Source organism: Caulobacter sp. ErkDOM-C (genome assembly GCF_048541825.1).
In the GTDB taxonomy this organism is placed as follows: Bacteria; Pseudomonadota; Alphaproteobacteria; order Caulobacterales; family Caulobacteraceae; genus Caulobacter.
Window position 1 is genome coordinate 1607089 of sequence record NZ_CP183332.1, and the last position, 23976, is coordinate 1631064.

At 67.2% G+C, this 23976-nt stretch carries 21 protein-coding genes; 14 read left to right on the plus strand and 7 right to left on the minus strand.

What is annotated here, in order from left to right; translation table 11 throughout:
• Positions 1–10: 10 nt before the first annotated feature.
• From ACN2C8_RS07910 to ACN2C8_RS07925, 4 genes are all read left to right on the plus strand, one after another.
• Positions 11–1297, plus strand: a complete 1287-nt coding sequence (locus ACN2C8_RS07910; RefSeq protein ID WP_419255285.1) for a pyruvate dehydrogenase complex dihydrolipoamide acetyltransferase — start codon at positions 11–13, stop codon at positions 1295–1297.
• Positions 1298–1323: 26 nt separating this feature from the next.
• Positions 1324–1800 (plus strand): glutathione peroxidase, encoded by a 477-nt coding sequence (locus tag ACN2C8_RS07915; protein ID WP_419255286.1) that lies wholly within the window; start codon positions 1324–1326, stop codon positions 1798–1800.
• An 82-nt stretch (positions 1801–1882) separates the two neighbouring features.
• The gene (gene lpdA, locus ACN2C8_RS07920) at positions 1883–3283 is read left to right on the plus strand and encodes a dihydrolipoyl dehydrogenase (RefSeq protein ID WP_419255287.1); all 1401 of its coding nucleotides are present in this window, start codon (positions 1883–1885) and stop codon (positions 3281–3283) included.
• A gap of 8 nt (positions 3284–3291) precedes the next feature.
• Positions 3292–4791, plus strand: coding sequence for a DUF6880 family protein (locus tag ACN2C8_RS07925; protein WP_419255288.1), 1500 nt, complete (start codon positions 3292–3294; stop codon positions 4789–4791).
• A gap of 10 nt (positions 4792–4801) precedes the next feature.
• Here the strand turns inward: ACN2C8_RS07925 and ACN2C8_RS07930 are convergent, their stop codons facing one another.
• Both ACN2C8_RS07930 and ACN2C8_RS07935 read right to left on the minus strand, forming a co-directional pair.
• A complete protein-coding gene (locus ACN2C8_RS07930; RefSeq protein ID WP_419255289.1) occupies positions 4802–6355 on the minus strand; it encodes an AMP-binding protein in 1554 nt (517 codons plus the stop codon).
• A gap of 102 nt (positions 6356–6457) precedes the next feature.
• Positions 6458–7498, minus strand: a complete 1041-nt coding sequence (locus ACN2C8_RS07935; protein ID WP_419255290.1) for an alpha/beta fold hydrolase — start codon at positions 7496–7498, stop codon at positions 6458–6460.
• A gap of 82 nt (positions 7499–7580) precedes the next feature.
• On the opposite strand from ACN2C8_RS07935, the gene lipA reads away from it, so the two are divergent.
• Both lipA and ACN2C8_RS07945 read left to right on the plus strand, forming a co-directional pair.
• The gene (lipA, locus tag ACN2C8_RS07940; protein WP_419255291.1) at positions 7581–8558 is read left to right on the plus strand and encodes a lipoyl synthase; all 978 of its coding nucleotides are present in this window, start codon (positions 7581–7583) and stop codon (positions 8556–8558) included.
• Positions 8559–8560: 2 nt separating this feature from the next.
• Positions 8561–9016, plus strand: coding sequence for a type II toxin-antitoxin system RatA family toxin (locus tag ACN2C8_RS07945; RefSeq protein WP_419255292.1), 456 nt, complete (start codon positions 8561–8563; stop codon positions 9014–9016).
• Here the strand turns inward: ACN2C8_RS07945 and ACN2C8_RS07950 are convergent.
• Genes ACN2C8_RS07950 through ACN2C8_RS07960 form a run of 3 tightly spaced genes read right to left on the minus strand, consistent with a single transcriptional unit; the run spans position 9013 to position 11814 of the window.
• Positions 9013–10128, minus strand: a complete 1116-nt coding sequence (locus tag ACN2C8_RS07950) for an FUSC family protein (RefSeq protein ID WP_419255293.1) — start codon at positions 10126–10128, stop codon at positions 9013–9015. The two genes, ACN2C8_RS07945 and ACN2C8_RS07950, sit on opposite strands and share 4 nt — an antisense overlap.
• A 2-nt stretch (positions 10129–10130) precedes the next feature.
• Positions 10131–10622, minus strand: coding sequence for a CinA family protein (locus tag ACN2C8_RS07955; protein ID WP_419255294.1), 492 nt, complete (start codon positions 10620–10622; stop codon positions 10131–10133).
• Positions 10623–10662: 40 nt separating this feature from the next.
• Positions 10663–11814 (minus strand): bifunctional 2-C-methyl-D-erythritol 4-phosphate cytidylyltransferase/2-C-methyl-D-erythritol 2,4-cyclodiphosphate synthase, encoded by a 1152-nt coding sequence (locus tag ACN2C8_RS07960; protein ID WP_419255295.1) that lies wholly within the window; start codon positions 11812–11814, stop codon positions 10663–10665.
• Positions 11815–11913: 99 nt separating this feature from the next.
• Here ACN2C8_RS07960 and dusB point away from each other — a divergent pair, with 99 nt between their 5' ends.
• From dusB to hflX, 8 genes are all read left to right on the plus strand, one after another.
• Entirely contained in the window at positions 11914–12921 is a 1008-nt protein-coding gene (gene dusB, locus ACN2C8_RS07965; protein ID WP_419255296.1) for a tRNA dihydrouridine synthase DusB, read from the plus strand.
• Positions 12918–14033 carry a two-component system sensor histidine kinase NtrB gene (locus tag ACN2C8_RS07970; protein WP_419255297.1) on the plus strand — a complete coding sequence of 372 codons (1116 nt, stop codon included), beginning with the start codon at positions 12918–12920 and terminating at the stop codon, positions 14031–14033. The genes dusB and ACN2C8_RS07970 overlap by 4 nt, the downstream gene beginning before the upstream one ends.
• A gap of 2 nt (positions 14034–14035) precedes the next feature.
• Entirely contained in the window at positions 14036–15457 is a 1422-nt protein-coding gene (locus ACN2C8_RS07975; RefSeq protein WP_419255298.1) for a sigma 54-interacting transcriptional regulator, read from the plus strand.
• A 57-nt stretch (positions 15458–15514) separates the two neighbouring features.
• Entirely contained in the window at positions 15515–17755 is a 2241-nt protein-coding gene (locus tag ACN2C8_RS07980) for an ATP-binding protein (protein WP_419255299.1), read from the plus strand.
• Positions 17752–19140, plus strand: a complete 1389-nt coding sequence (locus ACN2C8_RS07985) for a sigma-54-dependent transcriptional regulator (protein WP_419255300.1) — start codon at positions 17752–17754, stop codon at positions 19138–19140. The genes ACN2C8_RS07980 and ACN2C8_RS07985 overlap by 4 nt, the downstream gene beginning before the upstream one ends.
• Positions 19141–20004 (plus strand): D-amino-acid transaminase, encoded by an 864-nt coding sequence (locus ACN2C8_RS07990; RefSeq protein WP_419255301.1) that lies wholly within the window; start codon positions 19141–19143, stop codon positions 20002–20004. It begins immediately after the preceding gene.
• A gap of 157 nt (positions 20005–20161) precedes the next feature.
• A complete protein-coding gene (hfq, locus tag ACN2C8_RS07995; RefSeq protein ID WP_013079113.1) occupies positions 20162–20410 on the plus strand; it encodes an RNA chaperone Hfq in 249 nt (82 codons plus the stop codon).
• Positions 20411–20421: 11 nt separating this feature from the next.
• Complete coding sequence (gene hflX / locus ACN2C8_RS08000; RefSeq protein WP_419255302.1) at positions 20422–21756, plus strand: GTPase HflX; 1335 nt, start codon at positions 20422–20424, stop codon at positions 21754–21756.
• On the opposite strand, the gene mazG is transcribed toward hflX, so the two are convergent.
• Together mazG and ACN2C8_RS08010 are read right to left on the minus strand one after the other, a co-directional pair.
• Entirely contained in the window at positions 21753–22571 is an 819-nt protein-coding gene (gene mazG / locus ACN2C8_RS08005; RefSeq protein ID WP_419255304.1) for a nucleoside triphosphate pyrophosphohydrolase, read from the minus strand. The two genes, hflX and mazG, sit on opposite strands and share 4 nt — an antisense overlap.
• Positions 22543–23925: an MFS transporter gene (locus ACN2C8_RS08010; RefSeq protein WP_419255305.1), complete on the minus strand. Its 1383-nt coding sequence runs from the start codon at positions 23923–23925 to the stop codon at positions 22543–22545. The genes mazG and ACN2C8_RS08010 overlap by 29 nt, the downstream gene beginning before the upstream one ends.
• Between the last annotated feature and the right edge of the window lie 51 nt (positions 23926–23976).

The window sequence follows — 23976 nt, forward strand, 5'->3', positions numbered from 1 at the left end:
AAGAAGCTCAATGTCGATCGACATCCTGATGCCCGCCCTGTCGCCCACCATGGAGGAGGGCACGCTCGCCAAGTGGCACGTGAAGGTGGGTGACACCGTCAAGGCCGGCGACGTGATCGCCGAGATCGAAACCGACAAGGCGACGATGGAAGTCGAGGCCGTCGACGAAGGCGTGGTCGAGGCCATCCTGGTCGACGCCGGGACCGAAAACGTCAAGGTCAACGCCCTGATCGCCAAGCTGACCGGGGAGGGCGAAAGCCCCGCTCCGCCGGCTGCAAAGGCGCCCGATAAACCAGACAGCGCCAAACCCGATAATGCGCCGGTTGCGACCGCACAAACTGCACAAACAGCACAATTGGCCGCGCCGGTCGCGGATGGTGCGCGCGTGCTGGCTTCGCCGCTGGCCCGTCGCCTGGCCGCCGCCGCCGGTCTGGATCTGAAGACCGTCAAGGGCAGCGGTCCGCATGGCCGCGTAGTCAAGTCCGACGTCGAGGCTGCCGGCAAGGGCGGCGCCGCGCCAGCCCGGTCCGCCCCCACCGCGTCGGCTCCGGCCGCCGCCGCTGCGCCGCGCCAGGCGCTGTCGCTGGAGCAGATGGGCATTCCCGCCGGCTCCTACGACCTGGTTCCGCTGGACGGCATGCGCAAGACCATCGCGCGCCGCCTGACCGACAGCTTCCGCGACGTGCCGCACTTCCCGCTGACCATTGATCTCGAGATCGACGGCCTGCTGGCGGCGCGCGCGAAGATCAACAGCCTGCTGGCGGATCAGGGCGTCAAGGTGTCGGTCAATGACATCATCATCAAGGCCGTGGCCGTGGCCCTCAAGCGCGTGCCGGAGGCCAACGCCTCTTACACGCCCGAAGGCATCGCCATGCACAAGCACGCCGACATCGCGGTGGCCGTGGCCATCGACGGCGGCCTGATCACGCCGATCGTCCGCGCCGCCGAGACCAAGGGTCTGGCCCAGATCTCGGCCGAGGTGAAGGACCTGGCGGCTCGCGCCAAGGCCAAGAAGCTGAAGCCCGAGGAATTCCAAGGCGGCACCTTCTCGGTCTCCAACCTGGGCATGTTCGGCATCAAGGCCTTCGCCTCGATCATCAACGAGCCGCAGGGCGCGATCATGAGCGTGGGGGCCGGCGAGCAGCGCGCTGTGGTCAAGAACGGCCAGCTGGCCGTGGCCACCGTGATGACCGTGACCCTGACCTGCGATCACCGCGTGGTCGACGGCGCGATCGGCGCCAGGTTCCTGGCGGCCTTCAAGCCGCTGATCGAAGAGCCGCTGACCCTGATCGTCTGATCACCGGAAAGAGCAGGGAGAGCACCATGTCAGTCTATGATTATTCGGCCAGCACGCTGGACGGCCAGGACGTGAGCCTGGCCGACTATCGCGGGCAGGTTCTGCTGATCGTCAACACGGCCAGCAAGTGCGGGTTCACCCCGCAATATGAGGGCCTTGAGGCGGTGTACCGCGACTACAAGGATCGCGGCCTGACCGTCCTGGGCTTCCCCTGCAACCAGTTCGGGGCCCAGGAGCCTGGGAACGCCGAAGAGATCGCCAGCTTCTGCTCGCTGACCTATGACGTGACCTTCCCGATGCTGGCCAAGATCGACGTCAACGGCCCTTCGGCCCATCCGCTCTATGCGTTCCTCAAGAAGGAACAGAAGGGCGTGCTGGGCACCGAGGGCATCAAGTGGAACTTCACCAAGTTCCTGATCGGCCGCGACGGCGAAGTCGTCGAGCGGTTCGCTCCCACCACCAAGCCCGAAGACCTCAAGGTCGCGGTCGAGGCGCTGCTCTAATTCTCCCGGATCGGCTTGCGGGCCGATCGATCGAGGCCGCCCGGCTCCCCTCGGGCGACGTCCAAGCTAGGGTAAGAACATCATGTCCACGGAATTCGATGTCGTCGTCATCGGCGCCGGCCCTGGCGGCTATGTGGCCGCGATCCGCGCCAGCCAGCTGGGCCTGAAGACGGCGATCGTCGAGCGCGAAAACCTGGGCGGCATCTGCCTCAACTGGGGCTGCATCCCCACCAAGGCCCTGCTGAAGTCCGGCGAGATCTTCGAGCAGCTGTCGCATCTCGACAGCTACGGCCTGTCGGTCGAGAAGCCGGCGTTCGACTTCACCAAGATCATCGAGCGCTCGCGCGGCGTGGCCAAGACCATGTCCGGCGGCATCGCCTTCCTGATGAAGAAGCACAAGATCGAGGTCGTCGAGGGCGAGGCCAAGCTCGAAAAGGGTACGCCGGCTCCGAAGGTGGTCGTGGCCCTGAAGGCCGGCGGCAGCCGCACGATCCAGGCGAAAAACGTGATCCTGGCCAGCGGCGCGCGGGCCCGGAACATTCCGGCGATCGGCGCAGTTTCGGACGGCGACAAGGTCTGGACCTACCGCGACGCTCTGGCGCCGAAGTCCATGCCCAAGTCGCTGTTGGTGATTGGCTCGGGCGCCATCGGTATCGAGTTCGCCAGCTTCTATCGCGCCCTGGGCGCCGAAGTGACCGTCGTCGAGGCCGTCGACCGCATCATGCCGGTCGAGGACGCCGAGGTGTCCAAGGCCGCCCAGAAGGCGTTCGAGAAGCGCGGTATAGAGTTCCGCATCGGCGCCAAGGTCACCAAGATCGACAAGACCGCCACAGGTGTCTCGGTGTCGGTCGAGGTCGGCGGCAAGGCCGAGCAGCTGACCGCCGAGAAGTGCATCGTCGCCATCGGCATTGTCCCCAATACCGAAGGGACCGAAGCCGTGGGCCTGACCACCGATCGCGGCCACGTCGTCACCGGTAAGCACGGCGAGACGAACGTTCCGGGCCTCTTCGCCATCGGTGACGTCGCCGGCGCGCCCTGGCTGGCCCACAAGGCCAGCCACGAAGGCATCCACGCCGCCGAGTTCATCGCCGGCCATAAGACCCCGGCCGTCCATTCGCCGATCCCGGGCTGCACCTATGCCAATCCGCAGGTTGCCTCGGTGGGCTACACCGAAGCCTCCGCAAAGGCTGCCGGCATCGACGTGAAAGCCGGTCGCTTCCCGTTCAAGGTCAACGGCAAGGCCGTGGCCGCCGGCGAGACCGAGGGCTTCGTCAAGGTGGTGTTCGACGGCAAGACCGGCGCCCTGATCGGCGCTCACATGATCGGCCACGAAGTAACCGAGATGATCCAGGGCTTCGTCACCGCCATTACGCTGGAAGCGACCGAGGAAGACCTGCACGGAATCGTCTACGCTCACCCGACCATGTCGGAAGCCATGCACGAAGCCACGCTCGATGCGTATGGACGGGTGCTGCACATCTAGGGACCTGAATGGCGCGCGCGACGGCCAAGACGACCGACAAGCCGGCCCAGGCTGGGATCAAGTCTGCGGGCAAGGCCAGGAAGGGGTCCAAGACCACCCTTTCCGAGGCCAACCTCGCCGATCTGGGCGCGGAGCGGCTGGCGACGATCCTGATGGACCTGTCGGTCGACAGCTACGTCAAGCGCGCCCTGCGGCTGGAGCTGTTCGCCGAGGCCAGTCCCGAGGGTCTGGCGCTGGAGATCTCCAAGCGTCTGGCGGCCATCGCCAAGGCCACCTCGCGCATCCACTGGCGCAAGCGCGCCGCCTTCGCGCGCGATCTGGATCTGCACTTTCGGATGATCCAGCGTCTGGCGGAAAGCGATCCCAAGGCGGCTCTGACGCTGCTGATGGATTTCCTGGACCTGGCCGGTTCCGTCTTTGACCGCATCAGTCAACCCGAGGGGCCGATCGGTGAGGTCTTCGTCGAAGCGCGGGACGCGGTCGGCGACATCGCCCTGAGCGCCAAAGCCGCGCCCGTCGATCTGGCCGACCGGGTGGCGCGGCTGATCCTGTGCGACGATTACTTCGTGTTTGGTCCGCTGGTCGCTGTCACGGCCCGGTCTCTGGGCGTGGTTGGTCAGGCGCGATTGGGCGAGCGCCTGCAGGCGGCCTTGACCCAGCGCCCTGCGCGGTCGGCTGGCGCCTATGACGCCAAGGCATCGGTGGTCCGCGACGCCTTGCGCCGACTGGCCGACATCAATGGTGACGTGGGGGCCTTTATCGCGACCTTCAGCGAGACGCAGCGGCGGTTTCCCGCCATCGCCGCCGAGATCGGCCGGCGTCTTCTGGCCGTCGGAAAGGTGGGCGAGGCGCTGGCCGCTCTGGAGGCCGCTGCGGCGACGGTCAAGCCGCGCGGCCTGCTCTCAGTCCGCGCCGAGGACGATCCGGTCGAGCGGGCCGCCTGGGAGGATGTCTATCTCGATGCGCTACAGGCCAATGGCCGCCAGGAAGAGGCCCAGCGACGGCGCTGGGCGGCCTTCGAGGCCACCCTGTCGATCCCGAGGCTCAGGGCGTTCCTGAAGGGCCTGCCGGACTTTGACGACGTGGTCGCCGAGGATGACGCCAAGAAGATCGCCGCCGAGTTTCCGCGCTTCGAGGCCGCCTTGGCCTTTCTGATCGAGTGGCCGGATCTGGCTGCGGCGGCGCGACTGATCATCAACCGTCACGGCGCCATCAACGGCGCGGATGAAGACCTGCTGACCGCTGCCGCGCGCCGTCTTGAAGGCGCCTATCCGCTGGCCGCGACCCTGTTGCTGCGGGCCATGATCCGCAACGTTCTGACCTATGGCGTCGCGGGCCGCTACAGGGCTGCGGCCCAGCAATGGCTGGAGATGGAAAGCCTGGCGCCGATCATCGCTGACTTCGGCGAGTTCCCGGACCACGAGACCTTCATGGCCGACCTGCGGGCCCTGCATGGCCGCAAGCAGGGCTTCCGCGCTGAACTGGAAGCCCTGGGTGGCGTGTTCTAGGCCGATCTGTCTAGGCGGCCCTGGCGTCCTGATCGGCCATGCGCTGGATGGCGACATAGTCGGTCTTGCCGCTGCCCAGTACGGGCACTTCGGGCACCTTCAGGATCTTGCGGGGCACCGCCAGTTCCGGCGCGCCGATGTTCTGGGCGTGGGCCACCAGGTCAGAGACCGCAGCGTCGTGGCGATCCGTGACCAGAAGGAGCCTCTCGCCCTTTTTCTTGTCGGGCATCGAGATTACCGCATGGCGGCCGTCCGGCCACACCGCTGAGGCCAGGTCTTCGGCCGCCGTCAGCGAGACCATCTCGCCGGCGATCTTGGCGAAGCGTTTCACCCGGCCCTTGATGGTGATCCAGTTGTCGTCGGACATCGAGACCACATCGCCGGTGTCGTGCCAGCCGCCATCCGGCGCATCGACGCCGCCGTCTTCGCGCAGATAGCCCAGCATGACATTGGGGCCGCGGACCAGCAGTCGGCCGCCGCCTGAAATGCCTTCAACGGGCTCGACGCGGAATTCCTGGCCGGGCAGCAGGCCGCCGACCGTGCCGCGACGATTGTCATCGGGCTTGTTCACCGCGATGACCGGAGAGGCCTCGGTGGCGCCATAGCCTTCCAGAACGGGGACGGGGCCAAACTTGTCGTGGATGAGATTGTGCGTCTCTTCCCGAACCTTTTCAGCGCCACAGACGATAAACCTCAGACCTGAAAGCTCGTTGCTGTCCGACGCGCGCGCATAGTGGTTGAGGAAGGTGTCGGTGGCGAACAGCACCGAGGCGCCGACGTCCTTGACCAGGGCCGGGATCTGCTTGGTGTGCAGGGGCGAGGGATACTGGAAGGCCTTCATGCCCTTCAGCAACGGCAGGATAACCCCGCCCGTCAGGCCAAAACAGTGGAACACGGGCAGGGGGTTGAAGAACACCCAGTCGGGGTCCAGCGCGATGTGGGCGGCGATCTGCTCGGCGTTGGTGACCATGTTGGCCTGGCTCAGCACCACGCCGCGCGGCGCGCCGAAGCTGCCCGAGGTGAACAGCACCACGCCCCGGTCCGACGGCTTGGCCGGCGCCCGGAACTGGCGCGGAAACGCGCCCGCGGCGGCGGCGAACAGCTTGTCGGCCAGACCGATCGTGCCGCGCACGTCTTCCAGATAGGTGATTGTCGCCTGGGCTTCCAGCGCATCGACGATGTCGTGCAGATTGCCCAGCTCGATGAACTTGTGGGCGGTCAGGACGCGCTTGACCTTGGCCAGTTGGCAGGCGGCCTTCAGGTTTCGCAGGCCGGCCGTGAAGTTCAGCATGGTCGGCACACGACCGAAGGCGTGCAAGGCAAAGAAGGTCACCACGGCCGCCGAACCCGAAGGCAGCAGCACGCCGACGTTCTCGCCGGGCTTGGTCATGGCCGCGATCTTGCGGCCCAGAGCAAAGCTCGCCCGGATCAGGTCGGTATAGCTGAGCGGGTTGCGTTCTTGATCCTCAAGGATGGGCTTTTTGGCGCCATAGGTGTCGCGCGCATCGATAAGGGCGTCGAAGAGGGCCTTCTGGCCATCTTCCGCTTTAAAAACTACCGGCATCCCGGCGCAACCTCCCCGAAAAGCGTCATGGCTTTCGTTCGTTAGGTCGCGAGACTGCCGGGGAAGGTCCAGCTTTGCAAGGAAGAGTCACAAACCGCAGGATCAGCCCTTGTGGCGCTGCGCCTTGGCCGCGATACGAGCCTTAATGAAACGCTCGATCTCGACGAGCCAGGCGTCCCGAACGGCATCTGATTCCATGTGCAGGTCGTGATGACCGGCTGGAAGCGCCGCCGCCCGGCAGTCGGCGAGCGCGGCGCAGGCGCCGGCCAGGATCGCGGGGGTCGTCAGGCGATCCTTGCCCCCGTGCAGCATCAGCACCGGCGCCCTGACCCTGGCCACATCGGCGCGCGCGCGCTCGGACGCCTCGACCAAGGCCGCCTGCCAGCCCACGCTGGGCGAGCCCATGCGAAGGTCGGGATTGGCGGTCAGCCAGGCCTGCTGGACCGCGCCCCGGGCCTTGTCATTGGTCAGGCCGGCCGCGACGCCGTCAGGCGCATCACGGCTCCAGCCGGGCGCGCCGGGCGGCCTGATCCAGCCCAGTTTCAGACGACTGGCCCAGACGGCGATCTGTGTCGCCTGGGCAGGCGAGGGGGGCAGCGCGAAGACCGGCGAGGACAGGATCACTCCGTCGGCCGGCAGGCCGGTCTCGACGGCCCGCAAGGCCACCAGGCCGCCATCGGCATGGGCGAGAACCACCAGCGGCCGGTCTCCCCTGGGCCGGATCACCACATTGACCAGGGCGCGGACAGCGGCGGCGTCGGGCTCAAAGCTGTCGGCATGGCCGACATCGCGCCAGGGCGTCAGGCGCTCGGAACCGCCCTGGCCCTGCCGTTCCAGCACCCAGACTGTGTAACCGTCCTTGTTCAGCCGTCGCGCGGTCTCGAACCACTTTTCCGCCGGCTCGGCATAGCCGGTCAGAATCACGACCGTGGCGCGCGGACCGATCGGGGGCGCCGACACGCCATAGCGCTGCGCCGGGCCGTTTCCGACCCGCACATAGCCCCAGGCCCAGTTATCCGGCGCATAGAATCTGGGCGTGATGGACGGTGGTGTCCGGCTGTCGGCGAACGGCGCGCGGGCGTCGCCATCACCGCAGCCGGCGAGGGTCAGGAACATCAGGACGGCGAGGAGGCGGCGACGCATAGGATGCACTCATTTCGCGCCTTCGCGCCTCATGCAAGATCGCGTGCTTGATCCGGAGGGCAAGAAGACCGATTTAGGCGCCATGGCCACAGTGATCGACACGCTGACGGCACGCACCCCGGAAGACCGGGCGGCGCGCCACCCCGAAAAGCAGAACCGCCCCGATACGGCGGTGCTGCGCAAGCCCGAGTGGCTCCGCGTCCGGGCGCCCGGCTCAGGCCAGTACAACGAGACCAAAAGCATCGTGCGTGAGCACAAGCTGACCACGGTCTGCGAAGAGGCCGCGTGCCCTAACATCGGCGAGTGCTGGAGCCAGAAGCACGCCACCATGATGATCATGGGCGAGATCTGCACGCGGGCCTGCGCCTTCTGCAATGTCGCCACCGGCCTGCCCAAGGCGCTGGACGCCGATGAGCCGCGCCGCGTGGCCGAGGCTGTCGCCAAGATGGGCCTCAAGCACGTGGTCATTACTTCAGTCGACCGCGACGACCTCGCCGATGGCGGGGCCCAGCATTTCGCTGAAGTCGTCCTGGCCATCCGCGCCGCCGCGCCGGGCACGACCATCGAGATCCTGACCCCGGACTTCCTGCGCAAGGATCGCGCGGAAAACGTCGTCATCGACGCCCGTCCGGACGTCTTCAACCACAACCTCGAGACCGTGCCGCGGCTCTATCTGAAGATCCGCCCCGGCGCGCGCTACTACAACTCCCTGCGCCTGCTGGAGCGGGTCAAGGAACGCGATCCGGGCCAGTTCACCAAGTCTGGCCTGATGGTCGGTCTGGGCGAGGCCAAGGAAGAGGTCATGCAGGTGATGGACGACATGCGCTCGGCCGGCGTCGACTTCATCACCATCGGCCAGTACCTGCAGCCCACCCGCAAGCACGCCGCCATCGATCGCTTCGTCACGCCCGAAGAGTTCAAGGCCTATGAGGCCATCGCCCGGGCCAAGGGCTTCCTGATGGTCTCGGCCAGTCCGCTGACCCGCTCGTCGCACCATGCGGGTGAAGACTTCGCCAAGCTGCAGGCGGCCCGCCGCGCCCTTGACGCCCGGACGGCATAGGCTTGCATCGCCACGTCGTCACGCGGGTCCTGCCTTACACGCCCGAGCAGCTGTTCGGGCTGGTCGGCGACGTCGACCGCTATCCCGACTTCGTGCCGTGGATCACCGCCATGCGCACCTGGAACGCCCGCCAGGACGGTGCGGTCAGCACCGTCGACGCCGAGGCCCAGGTCGGGTTCTCGTTCCTGAAAGAGAAGTTCGCCACGCGGGTGCGGCGCGACGCAGAGCACCTGACGGTCGATGTCAGCCTGTTATACGGCCCGTTCAAGCGGCTTTCTAATCAATGGAAGTTCACGCCCAACGGCGCTGAAACCACTGTGGAATTTGTCATCGACTTCGCGTTCAGGTCACGCATGCTGGACGCGCTGCTGGCGGCCAATCTGGATCGCGCCGCCGACAAGCTGATCGCCTGTTTCGAGGCGCGCGCCCGACAGATCCATGGGGCCCCCGGGTCCTAGTCTGCGGCCTCATTGCGCTCTTCCAAGCGGTCGGCGAAGTCGCCGAGATTGGCGTGCAGGTTCTCGACCGCGAACACCAGACCAAAGATCCGCGCCGCGTCGTCGAACGGCAGGTCCCGGATCGAGCCATCGGCGCGCAGCCCTTCAACCGCCTCCTGAAAGCGGACATGGGCCTGCGAAAAGGCCAGGCGATCAGGGCGCGCGCCCATCTGGATCAGCTCTGCGGCCTGGATCAGGAAGGTTCGGGCGGCGTCGATCATGGCGGCCGCAGGCTCGGCCAGGCCCGGGATAGCGATCGGCTGGACCAGCGCTCGGCCAATCATCACGATGTCATTGCGCTGCCGCCAGAGGGTGCGGGGCAGGGCCTCGGGCGCTGATCTGAGGCTGAGGCGCGAAGCCGTCTCGCGGTCGGCCTCCGCCATGTCGGTCTGGAGCTTGGCCATGACCGCCCGGTTGGCGTCGTACTGGTCGGCCGCCACCAGATCGCTGGGCTGGCCGCGCAGGACCCTGGCGTAGTGCGACAGCAAACCCGCGTTGAGATCGACGATCTCGCGCACCCTCTGGACGATCGCCCCATGAGCCCGCGCGGGGAAGATCAGCAGGGTCGCCGCAACGCCTGCGAGGCTGCCGACGGTGATCTCGATCACCCGGTACATCGCGGCGGTCAGCGGGTCCATGTGGGTGGTCATGCCGATCAGCATGATCACGGCGGTCACCGGGGCGACCTTGAAGGTCGGCCGCACGGCGGCCAGGAAGGACAGCAGGGCCACGGCGACGCACAGGATCAGCCCGCCAAACGCCGGATAGCGCAGATGCAGATAGGCCGCTGCCGCCCCGACCACGGCGCCGACCACCGTGCCCATGAAGCGCTCGATCGAGGCGGTGATCGTCGCGCCGATGCTGGTCTGCACCACGATGACGGCGGTGAAAACCGCCCAATAGCCCTGCGGCAGCTTGAGCAGGGTGGCCACGGCAAAGGCCGCGCCTACGGCCGCCGACACCCGGATCGCGTGCCGGATTTCGCTCTTGCGGGCCGCTGCCGCGGCCAGGGTGTTCTTCGACAGTCCCGCCCCGACAAAACGCCGCCAGTCGGAGGGCGCGGCTTCGGGCATTTCTAGGCCACGGCCTCGCGCAGCATTTCCAGCGCCGCACGCACGGCGGCCAGCTGCACCGCCTCGCGCGTCTGGCCGTCAAACGTCTCATGGCGATGCACGAGCGAGCGATTGGCGCGCGCCACGGCGAAGTGGACCGTGCCGACAGGCTTCATCGGCGTGCCGCCGCCGGGCCCGGCGATGCCGGTGATCGAGACGGCGACGTGAGCGTGACTGTTGGCCAGAGCGCCCTCGGCCATCATCCGGGCGACCGGCTCGGAGACCGCGCCATGGTCGGCGATCAGATCGCCGGGCACGCCCAGCATCTCGGACTTGGCCCGATTGGTGTAGGTGACGAAGCCGCGCTCGAAGACATCGGATGCACCGGAGATCGAACAGATCGCGCCGGCCACCAGACCGCCCGTGCAGCTTTCGGCGGCGACCAGCCTCAGGGACTTCTCTCGGGCCTCGGCGACCAGCAGGCGGGCCAGGGTTTCGATCTCTAACGGAAACATGCGGCTCTCCAGCGGATTCGCTCAGTGCAGCCTATACCCCTCAGGCCGGAGTCTCGACCGCCACGACGGCCTGGGCCGCCAGACCTTCGCCGCGCCCGGTAAAACCCATCTGCTCGGTGGTGGTTGCCTTGACGCTGACCCGGTCCAGCGGCAGCGCCAGGATCTGGGCCAGACGCTCGCGCATGGCGGCCCGGTGCGGTTTGATCTTGGGTCGCTCGCAGATCAGCGTGACATCGACATTGATGATCGTCCCGCCCCGGGCGCGCACCAGCTCTGCGGCGTGGATCAGGAACTTGTCCGAGGCCGCGCCCTTCCATTGCGGGTCGGTCGGCGGGAAGTGATCGCCGATATCGCCTTCGCCGATGGCGCCCAGCAGGGCGTCGGTCAGGGCGTGCAGGCCGGCGTCGGCGTCGGAATGTCCGATCAGTGTCTGGTCATGGACGATCTCGACGCCGCACAGCCACACCGAGTCGCCCGGTCCCCAGCGGTGCGCGTCGAAGCCCTGGCCGATGCGGGTGATGCGGGCTGCGCCCGCCAGTCGTTCAGCCATGGCGAAATCCTCCGGATAGGTCAGTTTCATCAACAGCGGATCGCCCGGCGCGAGGACGACACGGCCGCCGGCGGCCTCCACGACCTGAGCGTCGTCGGTCGGCTCGGCCTGGCCATTCCAGGCCAGATAGGCCGAGACCAGTGTGCTGCGCCTGAACGCCTGCGGTGTCTGGGCCCGCCACAGATTGTCGCGAGACGTCGTGGTCAAGGGCGCGCCCGCGTCGGCGCGCTTGAGGGTGTCGGCGACGGGGAGGGCGGGAATGGCGCCGTCCGCGCCGGCCAGGGCGCCGAGCAGATCGTCGATGGTCTTGCGGCTCAGGAAGGGCCGGGCGGCGTCGTGCACCAGCACGGGCTCGTCAGTCGATCGCTGTGCAAGCGCCGCGAGACCCGCCTGAACAGACAGCGCGCGCGTCGCGCCGCCCCGAACGCTGCGCCAGCCCGTGAGGCCCGCCAGCACATCGGGCAGGACCAGCGCGCCGTCTTCAGACGCCACGATGACCACATCGACCGCGCCTGCCGCGATGAAGCTCTCGACCGACCAGCGCAAAACGGGTTTACCGGCCACGGATCGCCATTGTTTGGCTTGGCCAGGGCCGGCCCGGGTTCCGGAGCCGGCGGCGACGATCACGGCGGAAAAGGTCATGGCCGCTGTTTAGTCCGGCGGTTGCGGTTGTCCAGTCGATCCGGGCTTTACTGCGCCGCACAATATGCCTAAAAACACAGCGTCGGGGATGATTACAAAATGAGCAACAAGCTCGAGGTCGGCGGAGTGGAAGTGCCTGGGCGCGTGTGGATCGCGCCCATGACCGGCATTTCCGACCTGCCCTTCAGAGAAACGGCCACGGCGCTCGGCGCCCCTTATGTGGCGACGGAGATGGTGGCCTGCGCCGAGTTTGCGCGGGGGCGGCCTGACGTCGTGCGCCGCGCCGCCGTGGGCGAAGGGCTGCCGCTGATGGTGGTGCAACTGGTCGGTCGCGACATTGCTCTGATGGCCAAGGGCGCCCGCATGGCCGCCGAAGCCGGCGCCGAGATCGTCGACCTGAACTTTGGCTGTCCCGCCAAGGAAGTCTCCGGCGGCCAGCAGTGCGGCTCGGCCCTGATGCGCGATCCGGATCTGGCCGAAGCCCTGGTCGCCGCTGCGGTCCAGGCGGTGACTGTGCCCGTCACGGTGAAGATGCGACTGGGCTGGGACGACAACACCCGCAACGCCGCCGATATCGCGCGCCGGGCCCAAGCGGCCGGCGCGAAGGCGATAACCGTTCATGGCCGCACCCGCAGCCAGTTCTACAAGGGCGTCGCGGACTGGTCGGCCGTCGCTGAGGTCAAGGCGGCGGTGTCGATCCCGGTCCTGGTCAATGGCGACATCGTCGATGGCGCCAGCGCGCGCATGGCGCTGGATCAGTCGGGCGCCGACGGCGTGATGATCGGTCGCGGCGTCTATGGACGCCCTTGGATCGCCGGGGCCATCGAGGCGGCGCTGGAGGGCCGCGCCTTTGTCGAGCCCGACGCCGAGGAACGGCTGGCGATCGCCCTGACCCATTTCCGCCGAAGCCTGGACTTCTACGGCCAGCCCCTGGGCCTGAAGATGTTCCGCAAGCACCTGGCCTCTTACATCGAAGCTGCGCCATGGCCCGAGACGCCCGAGGCGCGCCGCGTCGCGCGCGCCACGATGTGTCGTCTGGATGAACCTGAACTGGTCGAGGGCGCTCTGACGCGCCTTTGGCTGGGAGACCGGAGGATCGCCGCATGAGCGACCACGCCCGTGTTCTGGGCGGCAAGGCGCCCGAGGCGCTGAAGGCCGCCGCCTTTGACCTCAGCCCAGAACCGGCGTTGGTCGTCGACAGCCAGGGCGGGCTGGTGGCCGTCAACGAAGCCGCCGAGGCGCTGTTTGGCCACGGCCTGTCGCTGCTGGCGCGCGGCCGTTTCCGCGCCGCCCTGCCGCCGGGCTCGGTTCTGGTTTCGCTGCTGGATCGGGCGATCTTCGAAGGCGCGCCGGTTCGGGAGCATGGCGTCGAGGTCAATCTCTTCGGCCAGCCGCCCTTCGAAGCCGACGGCGCCGCTGCGCCGCTGGGCGATGGTTCGGTGCTGCTGACCCTGCATGTGAAGGGCGTTCTGGGCGTGGATCGCGGCGCGGACGCCGCCGGTCTCCGCTCGGTGGTCGGCCTGGGCAAGATGCTGGCCCACGAGATCAAGAACCCCCTGGCCGGCATTCGTGGCGCGGCCCAGCTGCTGAAGACCGGCGCCTCGGCGGCCGACCAGCCGCTGGCCCAGCTGATCGTCGACGAGACCGACCGTATTCGCCGTCTGGTGGATCGCATGGAGGCCTTCTCCGAAGACCTGCCGACACCGCGCGAGGCCGTGAACATCCATCAGGTGCTGGACCGTATTCGCGCCCTGGTCGCCAATGGCGTCGCCGACGGCCTGACCCTGCGCGAGACCTATGACCCCTCGCTGCCGCCGGTGTGGGGCGACGAGGATCACCTGATCCAGATCTTCCTGAACCTGGTGAAGAACGCCGCCGAAGCGGCTCACATGCGCGGCGATGGGCGCGGCGCGATCTCGATCCACACGGCCTGGCGCCCCGGCGTTCGGGTGCGCGGCGCCGACGGCAAGGCCGCCAGCGGCGCGCCCATCGAGATCCGGATCCAGGACAACGGTCCTGGCGTGCCGCAGAGCCTGCGCGACCATCTCTTCCAGCCTTTCGTGACCACCAAACCCAATGGCACCGGCCTTGGCCTGGCCCTGGTCACCAAGCTGGTCACCGCCCATGGCGGCCTGATCGATTTCGAGTCCGAGCCCGGCCGCACCGTCTTCCGCGTGCTGCTGCCCGTGGCGCCTGAACCTTCCGTCGGAGACGCGTAAGCATGAACGCCGCCAGCAAGAAGATCCTGATCGCCGACGACGACTCGTCGGTAAGGCTCGTTCTCAGCCAGGCCTTCACCCGGCTGGGCTATCAGGTGCGCGCCACCGGCAATGCCACCACCCTGCTCAAGTGGGTCATGGACGGCGAGGGCGACCTGGTTGTCACCGACGTGATGATGCCCGACGAGAACGTCTTTGACGTTCTGCCGCGCATCCGCAAGGAGCGGCCCAAGCTGCCAATCATCGTGATGAGCGCCCAGAACACACTGCTGACGGCGGTCAACGCCGCCGACGCGGGGGCGTTCGAGTATATTTCCAAGCCGTTCGACCTTGACGATGTCACCGCCGCCGCGCGCCGGGCCCTGTCGCGTCCAGCCGACGCCGAGGCGTCCAAGGCCCAGGCGCGGGCGATGCGCGACGAACGCCTGCCGCTGATCGGCCGCTCGGCGCCGATGCAGGAGGTCTATCGCACCATCGCCCGTCTGGTCGGCGCCGACCTGACGGTGCTGATCCTGGGCGAAAGCGGCACCGGCAAGGAGCTGGTCGCCCGGGCCCTGCACGAGCTGGGACGCCGTCGCGACGGCAAGTTTGTAGTCATCAACCTGGCCGCCGTGCCTCGTGAACGCGTCGAGACCGAGCTTTTTGGCCGGGGTGAGGGCGATCTGGGCCGCCTGATCGAGGCCGACGGCGGCACCCTGTTCCTGGACGAAATCGGCGACATGCCGCTGGACGCCCAGACCCGCCTGCTGCGCGTGATCGACGGTACCGAGCCGGTGCTCAATCCCAAGACCGGGCGTCGGCCGAACGTGCGGATCATCGCCGCCACCAACCGCGACCTGCGGGGGCTGATCCAGCAGGGCCTGTTCCGCGAGGACCTGTTCTTCCGCCTCAATGTGGCGCCCGTGCGCCTGCCGCCGCTGCGCGATCGCACCGAGGATATTCCGGACCTGGCCCGCACCTTCCTGCTGCGCGCGGCGCGGGAGGGCCTGCCGTCCAAGACCATCGATTCCAGCGCTCTGGATCGCCTGAAGGCCCATTCCTGGCCCGGCAATGTCCGCGAACTGGAAAACCTGATCCGACGGATGTGCGCCCTCTATGCCGAGGAGTTGATCAACGCCCGGATCGTCGATCGCGAGCTTCAGGACCATACGCCGGCCGTTCGGTCAGATGAGGGGCCCGTCACCCTGTCGATGCTGGTGGAGCGTCACCTGGCCGGTCATTTCGCCGACCAGCCTGACGGCGTTCCGGCGGCGGGTCTGTACGACCGGGTTCTGCAGGAGGTCGAGCGCCCGCTGATCCAGCTGACCCTGTCGGCTACCCGGGGCAACCAGGTCAGGGCCGCCGAGATTCTCGGTCTGAACCGCAACACCCTACGCAAGAAGATCCAGGACCTCGGTGTGGAGATGACCCGCGGACGACGCTGAAGCTTATTTGGCACATAGCTGTTGATTTTGGGGCACACCCACTTCTAGACTGACGTCATGGCGTCCGTCATGTCCGCATTCGGGTCCGAAAGCCCGCCCCCCCGGTTCAGCCGGGTCTGGTGGCGGGAGCGGCTGCGATCGCGTTATGTGATCGGCGGCGCCTATGCCCTGGCGGTGATCCTGACCGTTACGGGCGTGGCCCTGGCCTCGTCGCCGCCCGAAAGCGGGCCGATCAGCCCGGCCAGCACGGCCATCCTGATTGTTCTGGGCTTCAATCTGGTGCTGATCCTGGCGATCGCCACCGTGGTCGGCCTGCGCCTGTTCGAGATGATCGACGCCCGGGCCAATGACGCCGGCGCGCGCCTGCATCTTCGCTTCGTGGGCCTGTTCTCGTTCGCCGCCGTAGCCCCCGCCGTCATCGTGGCGCTGTTCTTCGGCGTCTTAGTCAATCGCGGGGTCGAGGGCTGGTTCAGCCAGAGGGTCAGGACCGTGGTCGAGAACTCGGCCAAGGTGGCGCGGTCCTACGTCGCTGAACAGACGAACTATATCAGCGAACATATTCGCCCGATGGCCGCCAACCTGAACGAGGCCGCGCCGGCCATCTCGCAGTCGCCGGTGGTGTTCAGCCACTTCCTGGCCGGCGAGACCGCCAACAGCGGCTTCTCCGCCGCCTATGTGCTGGACCGTGACGGGCGCATTCTGGCGCGGGCCGAGATGCCCGGCGCACCCGCCTTCCTGGCGCCGCCGCCGTCGACCTTTGAGGGCACGGACACCGGAGAAGCGATGGCGCAGCGCTTCGTGTCATCGGACCTGTTCCGTGCACTCTATCGCCTGAAGGCGTTTCCGGACGCCTATCTCTATGTGGTTCGCCCGATCGACACGGGGATCCTGAGTCACCTGATCGAGGCTGAAGACTCGCTGATCTCCTATCGCGACGCTGAGCGGAGCCGGGTGCGGATCCAGGCCATCTTCGGCCTCAGCTATGCGGAAACCGCGTTGCTGGTGCTGGTCGCTGCGGTCTGGGTCGGCATAGCCGCCGCCAACTCGATCGCCGGCCCCGTCGCCGGGCTGGTGGAAGCCGCCGGACGAGTGTCGGCGGGCGATCTGGACGCCCGGGTTGATGCTGAAGTGGGGCCTGATGAGATCAGGGCATTGTCCAATGCCTTCAACATGATGACCACGGATCTTCAGGTTCAGCAGGCGGCGCTGCGAACGGCCAGTCTGGACGCCGAAACCCGGCGCCAGTTCATTGAGACGGTGCTTTCGGGTGTCAGCGCCGGGGTGGTCAGTCTGGACGCCCAAGGACGGATCTCGGCCCTGAATCGTCGCGCCGTGACCCTGCTCAGTCTGCGGGAAGACGCCGTTGGCCTGGATCTCATCGCGGCCGCGCCGGAGTTCGATATCGTTGTCGAGACCATCCTTGAGGGGCGGTCCGACGCCGAGGTCGAAATTGATCTGGTGCGAGACGGCGAGACCCGCCGACTGCGTGTGCGCGGCGCCGGTCAGGTCGCCGAGGGGCTGGTGCTGACCTTCGACGACATCACCCGCCTGGTCGCCGCCCAGCGCAACGCCGCCTGGAAGGACGTCGCCCGCCGGATCGCCCACGAGATCAAGAACCCGCTGACCCCGATTCAGCTCTCGGCCGAACGCATCAAGCGCAAGTATCGCAAGGAGATCACCAGCGATCTGGAGACCTTCGACCGCTGCACCGAAACCATCATCCGCCAGGTGGGCGATATCGGCCGGATGGTCGACGAATTCTCGGCGTTCGCGCGGATGCCCGCGCCGCGCTTTGAGCCGGCCAACCTGACCGAAATGCTGCGCCAGGGCGTCTTCGCTCAGCGGTTCGTGGATCCCGAGATCGAGGTCGTCCTGATCGAGCCGGGCGAGGACCTGCTGATCCAGTGCGACGCGCGGATGGTGGGCCAGGCCCTGACCAATATCCTCAAAAACGCCGGCGAAGCGGTTGGCGCGCGGCGACACGTCACCCCTGAACCGCCCGGCAGGATCACCGCGACCTTGGTGACCGACGACGAGAATCTCTGGGTGATCATCGAGGACAACGGTGTCGGCCTTCCGGCCCGTGATCGCGATCGCCTGACCGAACCCTATGTAACGACCCGCGAGAAGGGCACAGGCCTTGGCCTGGCGATCGTCAAGCGGATCATGGAGGACCATGAGGGAACTCTGGTCCTGACCGATGCCCACCAAGCGCCCGGAGCCCGGGTGATCCTGAAATTTCCGTCGACCGCGCGCCTGCCCGCCGCGGCCCTCGGTGGCGTAGAGGAAATGATATGAGCGCTGACGTGCTTGTTGTGGACGACGAGGCCGACATCCGCGACCTCGTGGCCGGCATCCTCGAGGACGAGGGCTATGCCGTGCGAACGGCCGCGGATTCCAATCAGGCGCTGGCGGCCCTGCGCGCCCGCAAACCAGCCCTGCTGGTGCTGGACATCTGGATGCAGGGCGGGGGCATGGACGGGCTGGAACTGCTCGACATGGTCAAGGAGCTCGACCCTGACCTCCCCGTCATCATGATCTCAGGTCACGGCAATATCGAGACCGCCGTCAGCGCCATCAAGCGCGGCGCCTACGAGTTCCTGGAAAAGCCGTTCAAGTCTGACCGGCTGTTGCTGGTGGTCGAGCGTGCGCTGGAGGCGGCAGGCCTCAAGCGCGAGAACCGCAGGCTGCGTGCCCAGAGCTTCACCTCCGACGGCCTGATGGGAAAATCGGCCGCCGCCCAGGCCCTTCGCCAGATGATCGCCAAGGTGGCTCCGGCCAACAGCCGGGTGCTGGTCTCCGGACCGCCTGGCGCGGGCAAGGAGCTCGTAGCCCGGCTGATCCACGGCGCCAGCGCCCGGACCCGGCAGGAATTCGTGGCGGTCAGCGCGGCGGGCATGGCCCCCGAGCGTCTCGACGTTGAGCTGTTCGGCGAGGAAGGCGAGGGCGGTCGTCCGCGCAAGATCGGCGTGTTCGAGCGGGCCCACGGCGGCACGCTCTATCTCGACGAGGTGGCCGACATGCCGCGCGAGACCCAGAGCCGCATCCTGCGGGTCCTGGTCGAGCAGCGCTTCCGGCGCGTGGGCGGCGACAGCGACGTCCAGGTGGATGTTCGCGTCATTTCCTCGACCTCTCGCGATCTGCGCGACGAGATTGCGGCGGGACGGTTCCGCGAGGACCTGTTTCACCGCCTGAACGTGGTGCCCGTGCGGGTGCCAGGCCTGTCTGAGCGCCGCGAAGACATTCCGGAACTGATCAGCTTCTTCATCGATCGCATCGTCGAGGCGACAGGCTTGCCGCGTCGGCAACTGGGCGATGACGCGCTGGCGACGCTGCAGGTGCAGACCTGGCCGGGCAATGTCCGTCAGCTTCGCAACAACGTCGAACGCATGCTGATCCTGGCGGCCGGCGAGCCCGGCGAGTTGATTACCGCCGAGATGCTGGCCGGCGCCGAGCAGCCTTCGGCCGGCCACGCCGGCGCGATCGGAGCCGAGCGGATCATCGCCTTGCCGCTGCGCGAGGCGCGGGAGCTGTTCGAGCGCGAATATCTGAACGCCCAGATCCTGCGGTTTGGCGGAAACATCTCGCGTACCGCCAATTTCATCGGCATGGAGCGCTCGGCGCTGCACCGCAAGCTCAAGTCCCTGGGCGTCGCTGGCGCGCGGGCGGATGAGGAAGACTAGATGTCGCGTTTTGCCTATGTGAACGGCCGCTTCGTCCGGCACGGCGAAGCCGCCGTGCATATCGAGGATCGCGGCTATCAGCTGGCCGACGGGGTCTATGAAGTCTGGGCCGTGTTCGATGGCAAGCTGGCCGACGCCCAGGGCCATTTCGCCCGGCTCTGGCGCAGCCTGGACTCCTTGCGGATCGCCCATCCCATGGGGCAGGCGGCCCTGACCGTGGTGCTTCGCGAAGCGGTGCGCCGCAATATGGTGCGCAACGGTCTGGTCTATCTGCAGGTGACGCGCGGCGTCGCCCGTCGGGACCACGCCTTTCCCAATCCCGCTGTTGCGCCCGCCATGGTGGTCACGGCCAAGTCGACCGATCCTCAGCTCGCCGAGCGCAAGGCGGCGCAGGGCGCGGCCGTGGTCAGCGTGCCCGAGAACCGCTGGGGCCGCTGCGATATCAAATCGGTCGGTCTGCTGCCCAACGCCCTGGCCAAGCAGGCGGCCCGTGAGCGCGGCGCGATCGAGGCCTGGTTCGTCGATGACCTGGGGCTGGTGACCGAGGGCGCGTCATCCAACGCCTGGATCGTCGACGCCGAGGGTCATCTGCGCACCCGCGACACCCAGGCCAACATCCTGCACGGCGTGACCCGCTCCACCCTGTTCGAGGTGATCCGCGAAGCGGGCCTGCCGATCAACGAAAAGCCTTTCACCATCGCCGAGGCGCAAGGCGCGCGAGAGGCGTTCATCACCGGGGCCGGCACCCTGGTGATGCCGATCGTCAGCGTCGATGGCGTCAAGGTTGGCGATGGGGCGCCCGGCCCGGTGGCGACGCGGCTTCGGAGCCTCTATATCCAGCGCGCTCGTGAAAAAGCCGTCTGACGGACAGGTCGAAAACGACTGGTCTGAAACAGCGCGAATTCGACGCAGGGCGCATTTTTCCACCGAATGGTGATCGCGTTCAGTGGAAAATGATCTAGCATGACCTTGTTTGTGTGGGGGGTGCTTTGCCCTCCGAAACAATAAGAGGGGAACCCCCATGTCTGCCGAAAAGAAACAAAACTTGCAGGACACGTTCCTGAACAGCGTGCGCAAGTCCAAGACGCCGCTCACCATTTTCCTCGTCAATGGCGTCAAGCTTCAGGGCGTTGTCAGCTGGTTCGACAACTTCTGCGTCCTGCTGCGTCGCGACGGCCAGTCGCAACTGGTCTATAAGCACGCCATCTCGACCATCATGCCGGCCCAGCCCGTCCAGCTGTACGAGCCGAGCGCCGACTCCGACGATTGAATTAGAGACGCTTGTCCAAATCCTCAAAATCCGTAGACCGCGCCGCGCCGGTTCTTAAGGCGCTCGTCATCCACCCGGTGCGGCCTCTGCGAGGCCCGGCCGCCGCCTTGGCGCGTGACCCTCAGTCGCGCCTGGAGGAGGCGGTCGGTCTCGCGCTGGCCCTCGATCTGAATGTCGTCGAGACGGTGATCGCGCCCCTGCGCTTGGTCACCCCCGCGACGCTGTTCGGCAAGGGCAAGATCGAGGAGTTCGCGGTGATCTGCGAGGTCGAGAAGATCGACGTCGCGGTGTTCGACGATCAGCTGACGCCCGTGCAGCAGCGCAATCTGGAGCGCGGGCTCAACGTCAAGGTCATCGACCGGACCGGTCTGATCCTTGAGATCTTCGCCCGTCGCGCCCGCACGCGCGAAGGCAAGTTGCAGGTCGAACTGGCGCGGCTGGACTATGAACGCTCGCGCCTGGTCCGCACCTGGACCCACCTTGAGCGCCAGCGCGGCGGCACCGGCAACACCGGCGGTCCGGGCGAAACCCAGATCGAACTCGACCGGCGCCTGATCGCCGACAACATTCTGAAGCTGAAGCGCGAACTGGAAGAGGTGCGCCGCACCCGCACCCTGCACCGCAAGGCCCGCAAGAAGGTCCCGTACCCGACCGTGGCCCTGGTGGGCTACACCAACGCCGGCAAGTCGACGCTGTTCAACCGGCTGACCCAGGCCGATGTCCTGGCCAAGGACATGTTGTTTGCCACGCTGGACCCGACCCTGCGGACGGTGAAGCTGCCCGACGGTCGCCCCGCCATCCTGTCGGACACGGTGGGCTTCATCTCCGACCTGCCGCACGAACTGGTCGAGGCGTTCCGCGCCACGCTGGAAGAGGTGCAGGAGGCCGACGTCGTGCTGCACGTCCGCGACATCGCCAATCCCGACAGCGTGGCCCAGGCCCGCGACGTCGAAACGGTGCTGGCCGAGCTGGGCGTCACGTTCGACGAAGGCAAGACGGTGGTCGAGGTCTGGAACAAGATCGACCTCGTCCCCGAGGAGGACCGTGAGGAGGTCGAAGGCAGCGCCAGACGCACCGAAGCCTCAGCCGTTTCGTCGGTCACGGGCGAGGGCTGTGAAGCGCTGCTCAAGCGCATCAGCGGCCTGATCGACGACTCCCCGCCCATCGCCATCCGGATCGCCGCGGGGGAGGGCGAAGCCCTGGCCTGGATCTATCGCAACGGCCGCGTGCTCAGCCGCGAGGATGAGGCGGAGGGCGGCGTGACGATCGTCGCACGCCTGGATACCCAGGCGCTGGGCCGGTTCGAGCGCCAGTTTCCCGACGCCTTCGTGATGGTCGCAGCCTAGCTCTTCTTTTCGTCCGCCTTGGCGGCATCCCACAGCGCGTCCATCTCGGCCAGATCCGACTGGTCGGGCGTTCGCCCGTCCCTGGCCAAGGCCGCCTCGATATAGGCGAAGCGTCGGCTGAACTTGGCGTTGGTGGCGCGCAGGGCGTCCTCGGGCTCGACATCCAGCTTGCGGGCCAGGTTGGCGCAGACGAACAGCAGATCGCCCAGTTCCTCGCGCGCCTTGGCCCGGTCGCCGGCCTCGATCTCGACTTCCAGTTCGGCGATCTCCTCGCGGAGCTTGTCCAGCACCTCTCTGGTCGAGGGCCAGTCGAAGCCGACGCGGGCGGCGCGCTTGGTCAGCTTCACCGCCCGGGTCAGGGCGGGAAGACCCGCCGGCACGTCGTCGAGAACGCCCGTCTTGGCCTTGGCCTTGCGCTCCTGGGCCTTCAGGGCCTCCCAGCCCGCTGTCTGCGCGGCCTGGTCGTCATAGGCATGATCGCCGAACACGTGCGGGTGGCGGCGGATCATCTTGTCGGAGATGGCTGCGGCCACGCCGGCGAAGTCGAACGCGCCCTGCTCCTGGGCCATGCGGGCATGGAAGACCACCTGCAGAAGAAGGTCGCCCAACTCCTCTTTCAGATCCCCCAGATCGCCGCGCTCGATGGCGTCGGCGACCTCATAGGCCTCCTCGACCGTATAGGGCGCGATGCTGGCGAAGGTCTGCTGCTGGTCCCATGGGCAGCCGCCCACGGGATCGCGCAGGCGGGCCATGATCTCGATCAGGGCGAACAGCGGGTGTTCGGCGTCACTCGGCGGGGGTGGCGAGGGCGGCATGCGTATCCGGTTCAGGCTCGTGGTGCGACGGCGCCGCCGCGTCCCTGGCCGCGAGCTGGCGCTGGATCTCGGCGACGCGAGTCGCGTCGAGCGGATAGCGCAGCATGACGGCGGCGACCACAAGGCCCATCGCGGCTGGAACCACGGAGTAGAGCGCGACCAGAGCCGTTTCGCCCACGGCTGTGGGCAGTTTTGGGTCGAAGCCCAACAGGGCCAGCAAGGGGAAGGCGCCAATGGCCAGGGCATGGCCCAGCTTCACCGTGCCGCTGACCAGGGCATAGAGCAGCCCCGTCCGGTCGGCGCCGCTGGCCAGCCGTTCTTCGTCGCCGATGTCGGCCATCATGGACCTGACCAGCAAGGGCGCGGCGGAATAGGGCAGGCCGGCGAGGATCAGGACCAGCATGCCCGCCCACGTATTGCCGGCGGGCGTCAGCACCGCGCAGACCTGAACCGCAGCATAGGCAACAGACGCCACGGCCAGGGCGTGATGCTTGCCGATGCGCCGGGCCAGCATTGGCCACAGCGGCGCGCCGGCCAGGGCGGCCACGAAATAGACCAGCAGCAGAATGCCGGCCTCGGTCTTGTCGAAGCCCTTGATGCGCTCGAAGAAGAAGAAAAACAGGGCTCCGGCGATGCCGGGCGCCAGGCCCATCAGCAGGTCGGCGATCAGGAGCTTGCGGGTCGAGCTGCGCTTCAGCAGCGCGAAATACTGGGTGATGCCGGAACGATGCCGCACGACGGGCGCCTGGCGCTCGCCGACCGTGCGGGTCGCCAGCAGCACGGTCAGGGGGATCAGCAGGACGATGAACCAGCCCATCGAGCGTATGCCCGCCGCGTGATCGCCCTTGAAGGCCAAGGCGATGATCGGCGGCAGGGTCAGCACCAGGATCATCCCCAGCACATTGCCGGCTTGCCACCAGCCATAGACGCGCGAGCGCTGCTGATAGTCGGTCGAAAGCACGGCGGCCCACGCGGTGTGCGACAGCGCCATCATTGAATAGCCGGCATAGACGACGATAAGGCAGAGCCAGAGATAGACCGGTCCGATACCGGGTTGGGCCATGAACAGGCCGAACGCACCCAGCATCACAAGGGGTGAGCCTGCCACCAGCCAGGGCCTGAACCGCCCCCACTGGGTTCCTGTGCGGTCCATGATGCCGCCGATGATCGGGTCGAAGACGATGTCGATCAGCCGGACAATCAGGAAGGCGGCGCCGACTGCGCCCAGCGACAGGCCCAGTTCGCTGACATAGAATTCCGGCAGATAGACCACCAGCGGCAGGCCCAGCGCCGCAAGGGGCAGGCAGGGCGCGGCGAACGCCGCCAGAGACCAGGACGATGGTCGATCGGTCATTCCGCGTAATCCTCTCCCGAACACAGCGGGTTGGTTCCCGCCTTTTTTGAA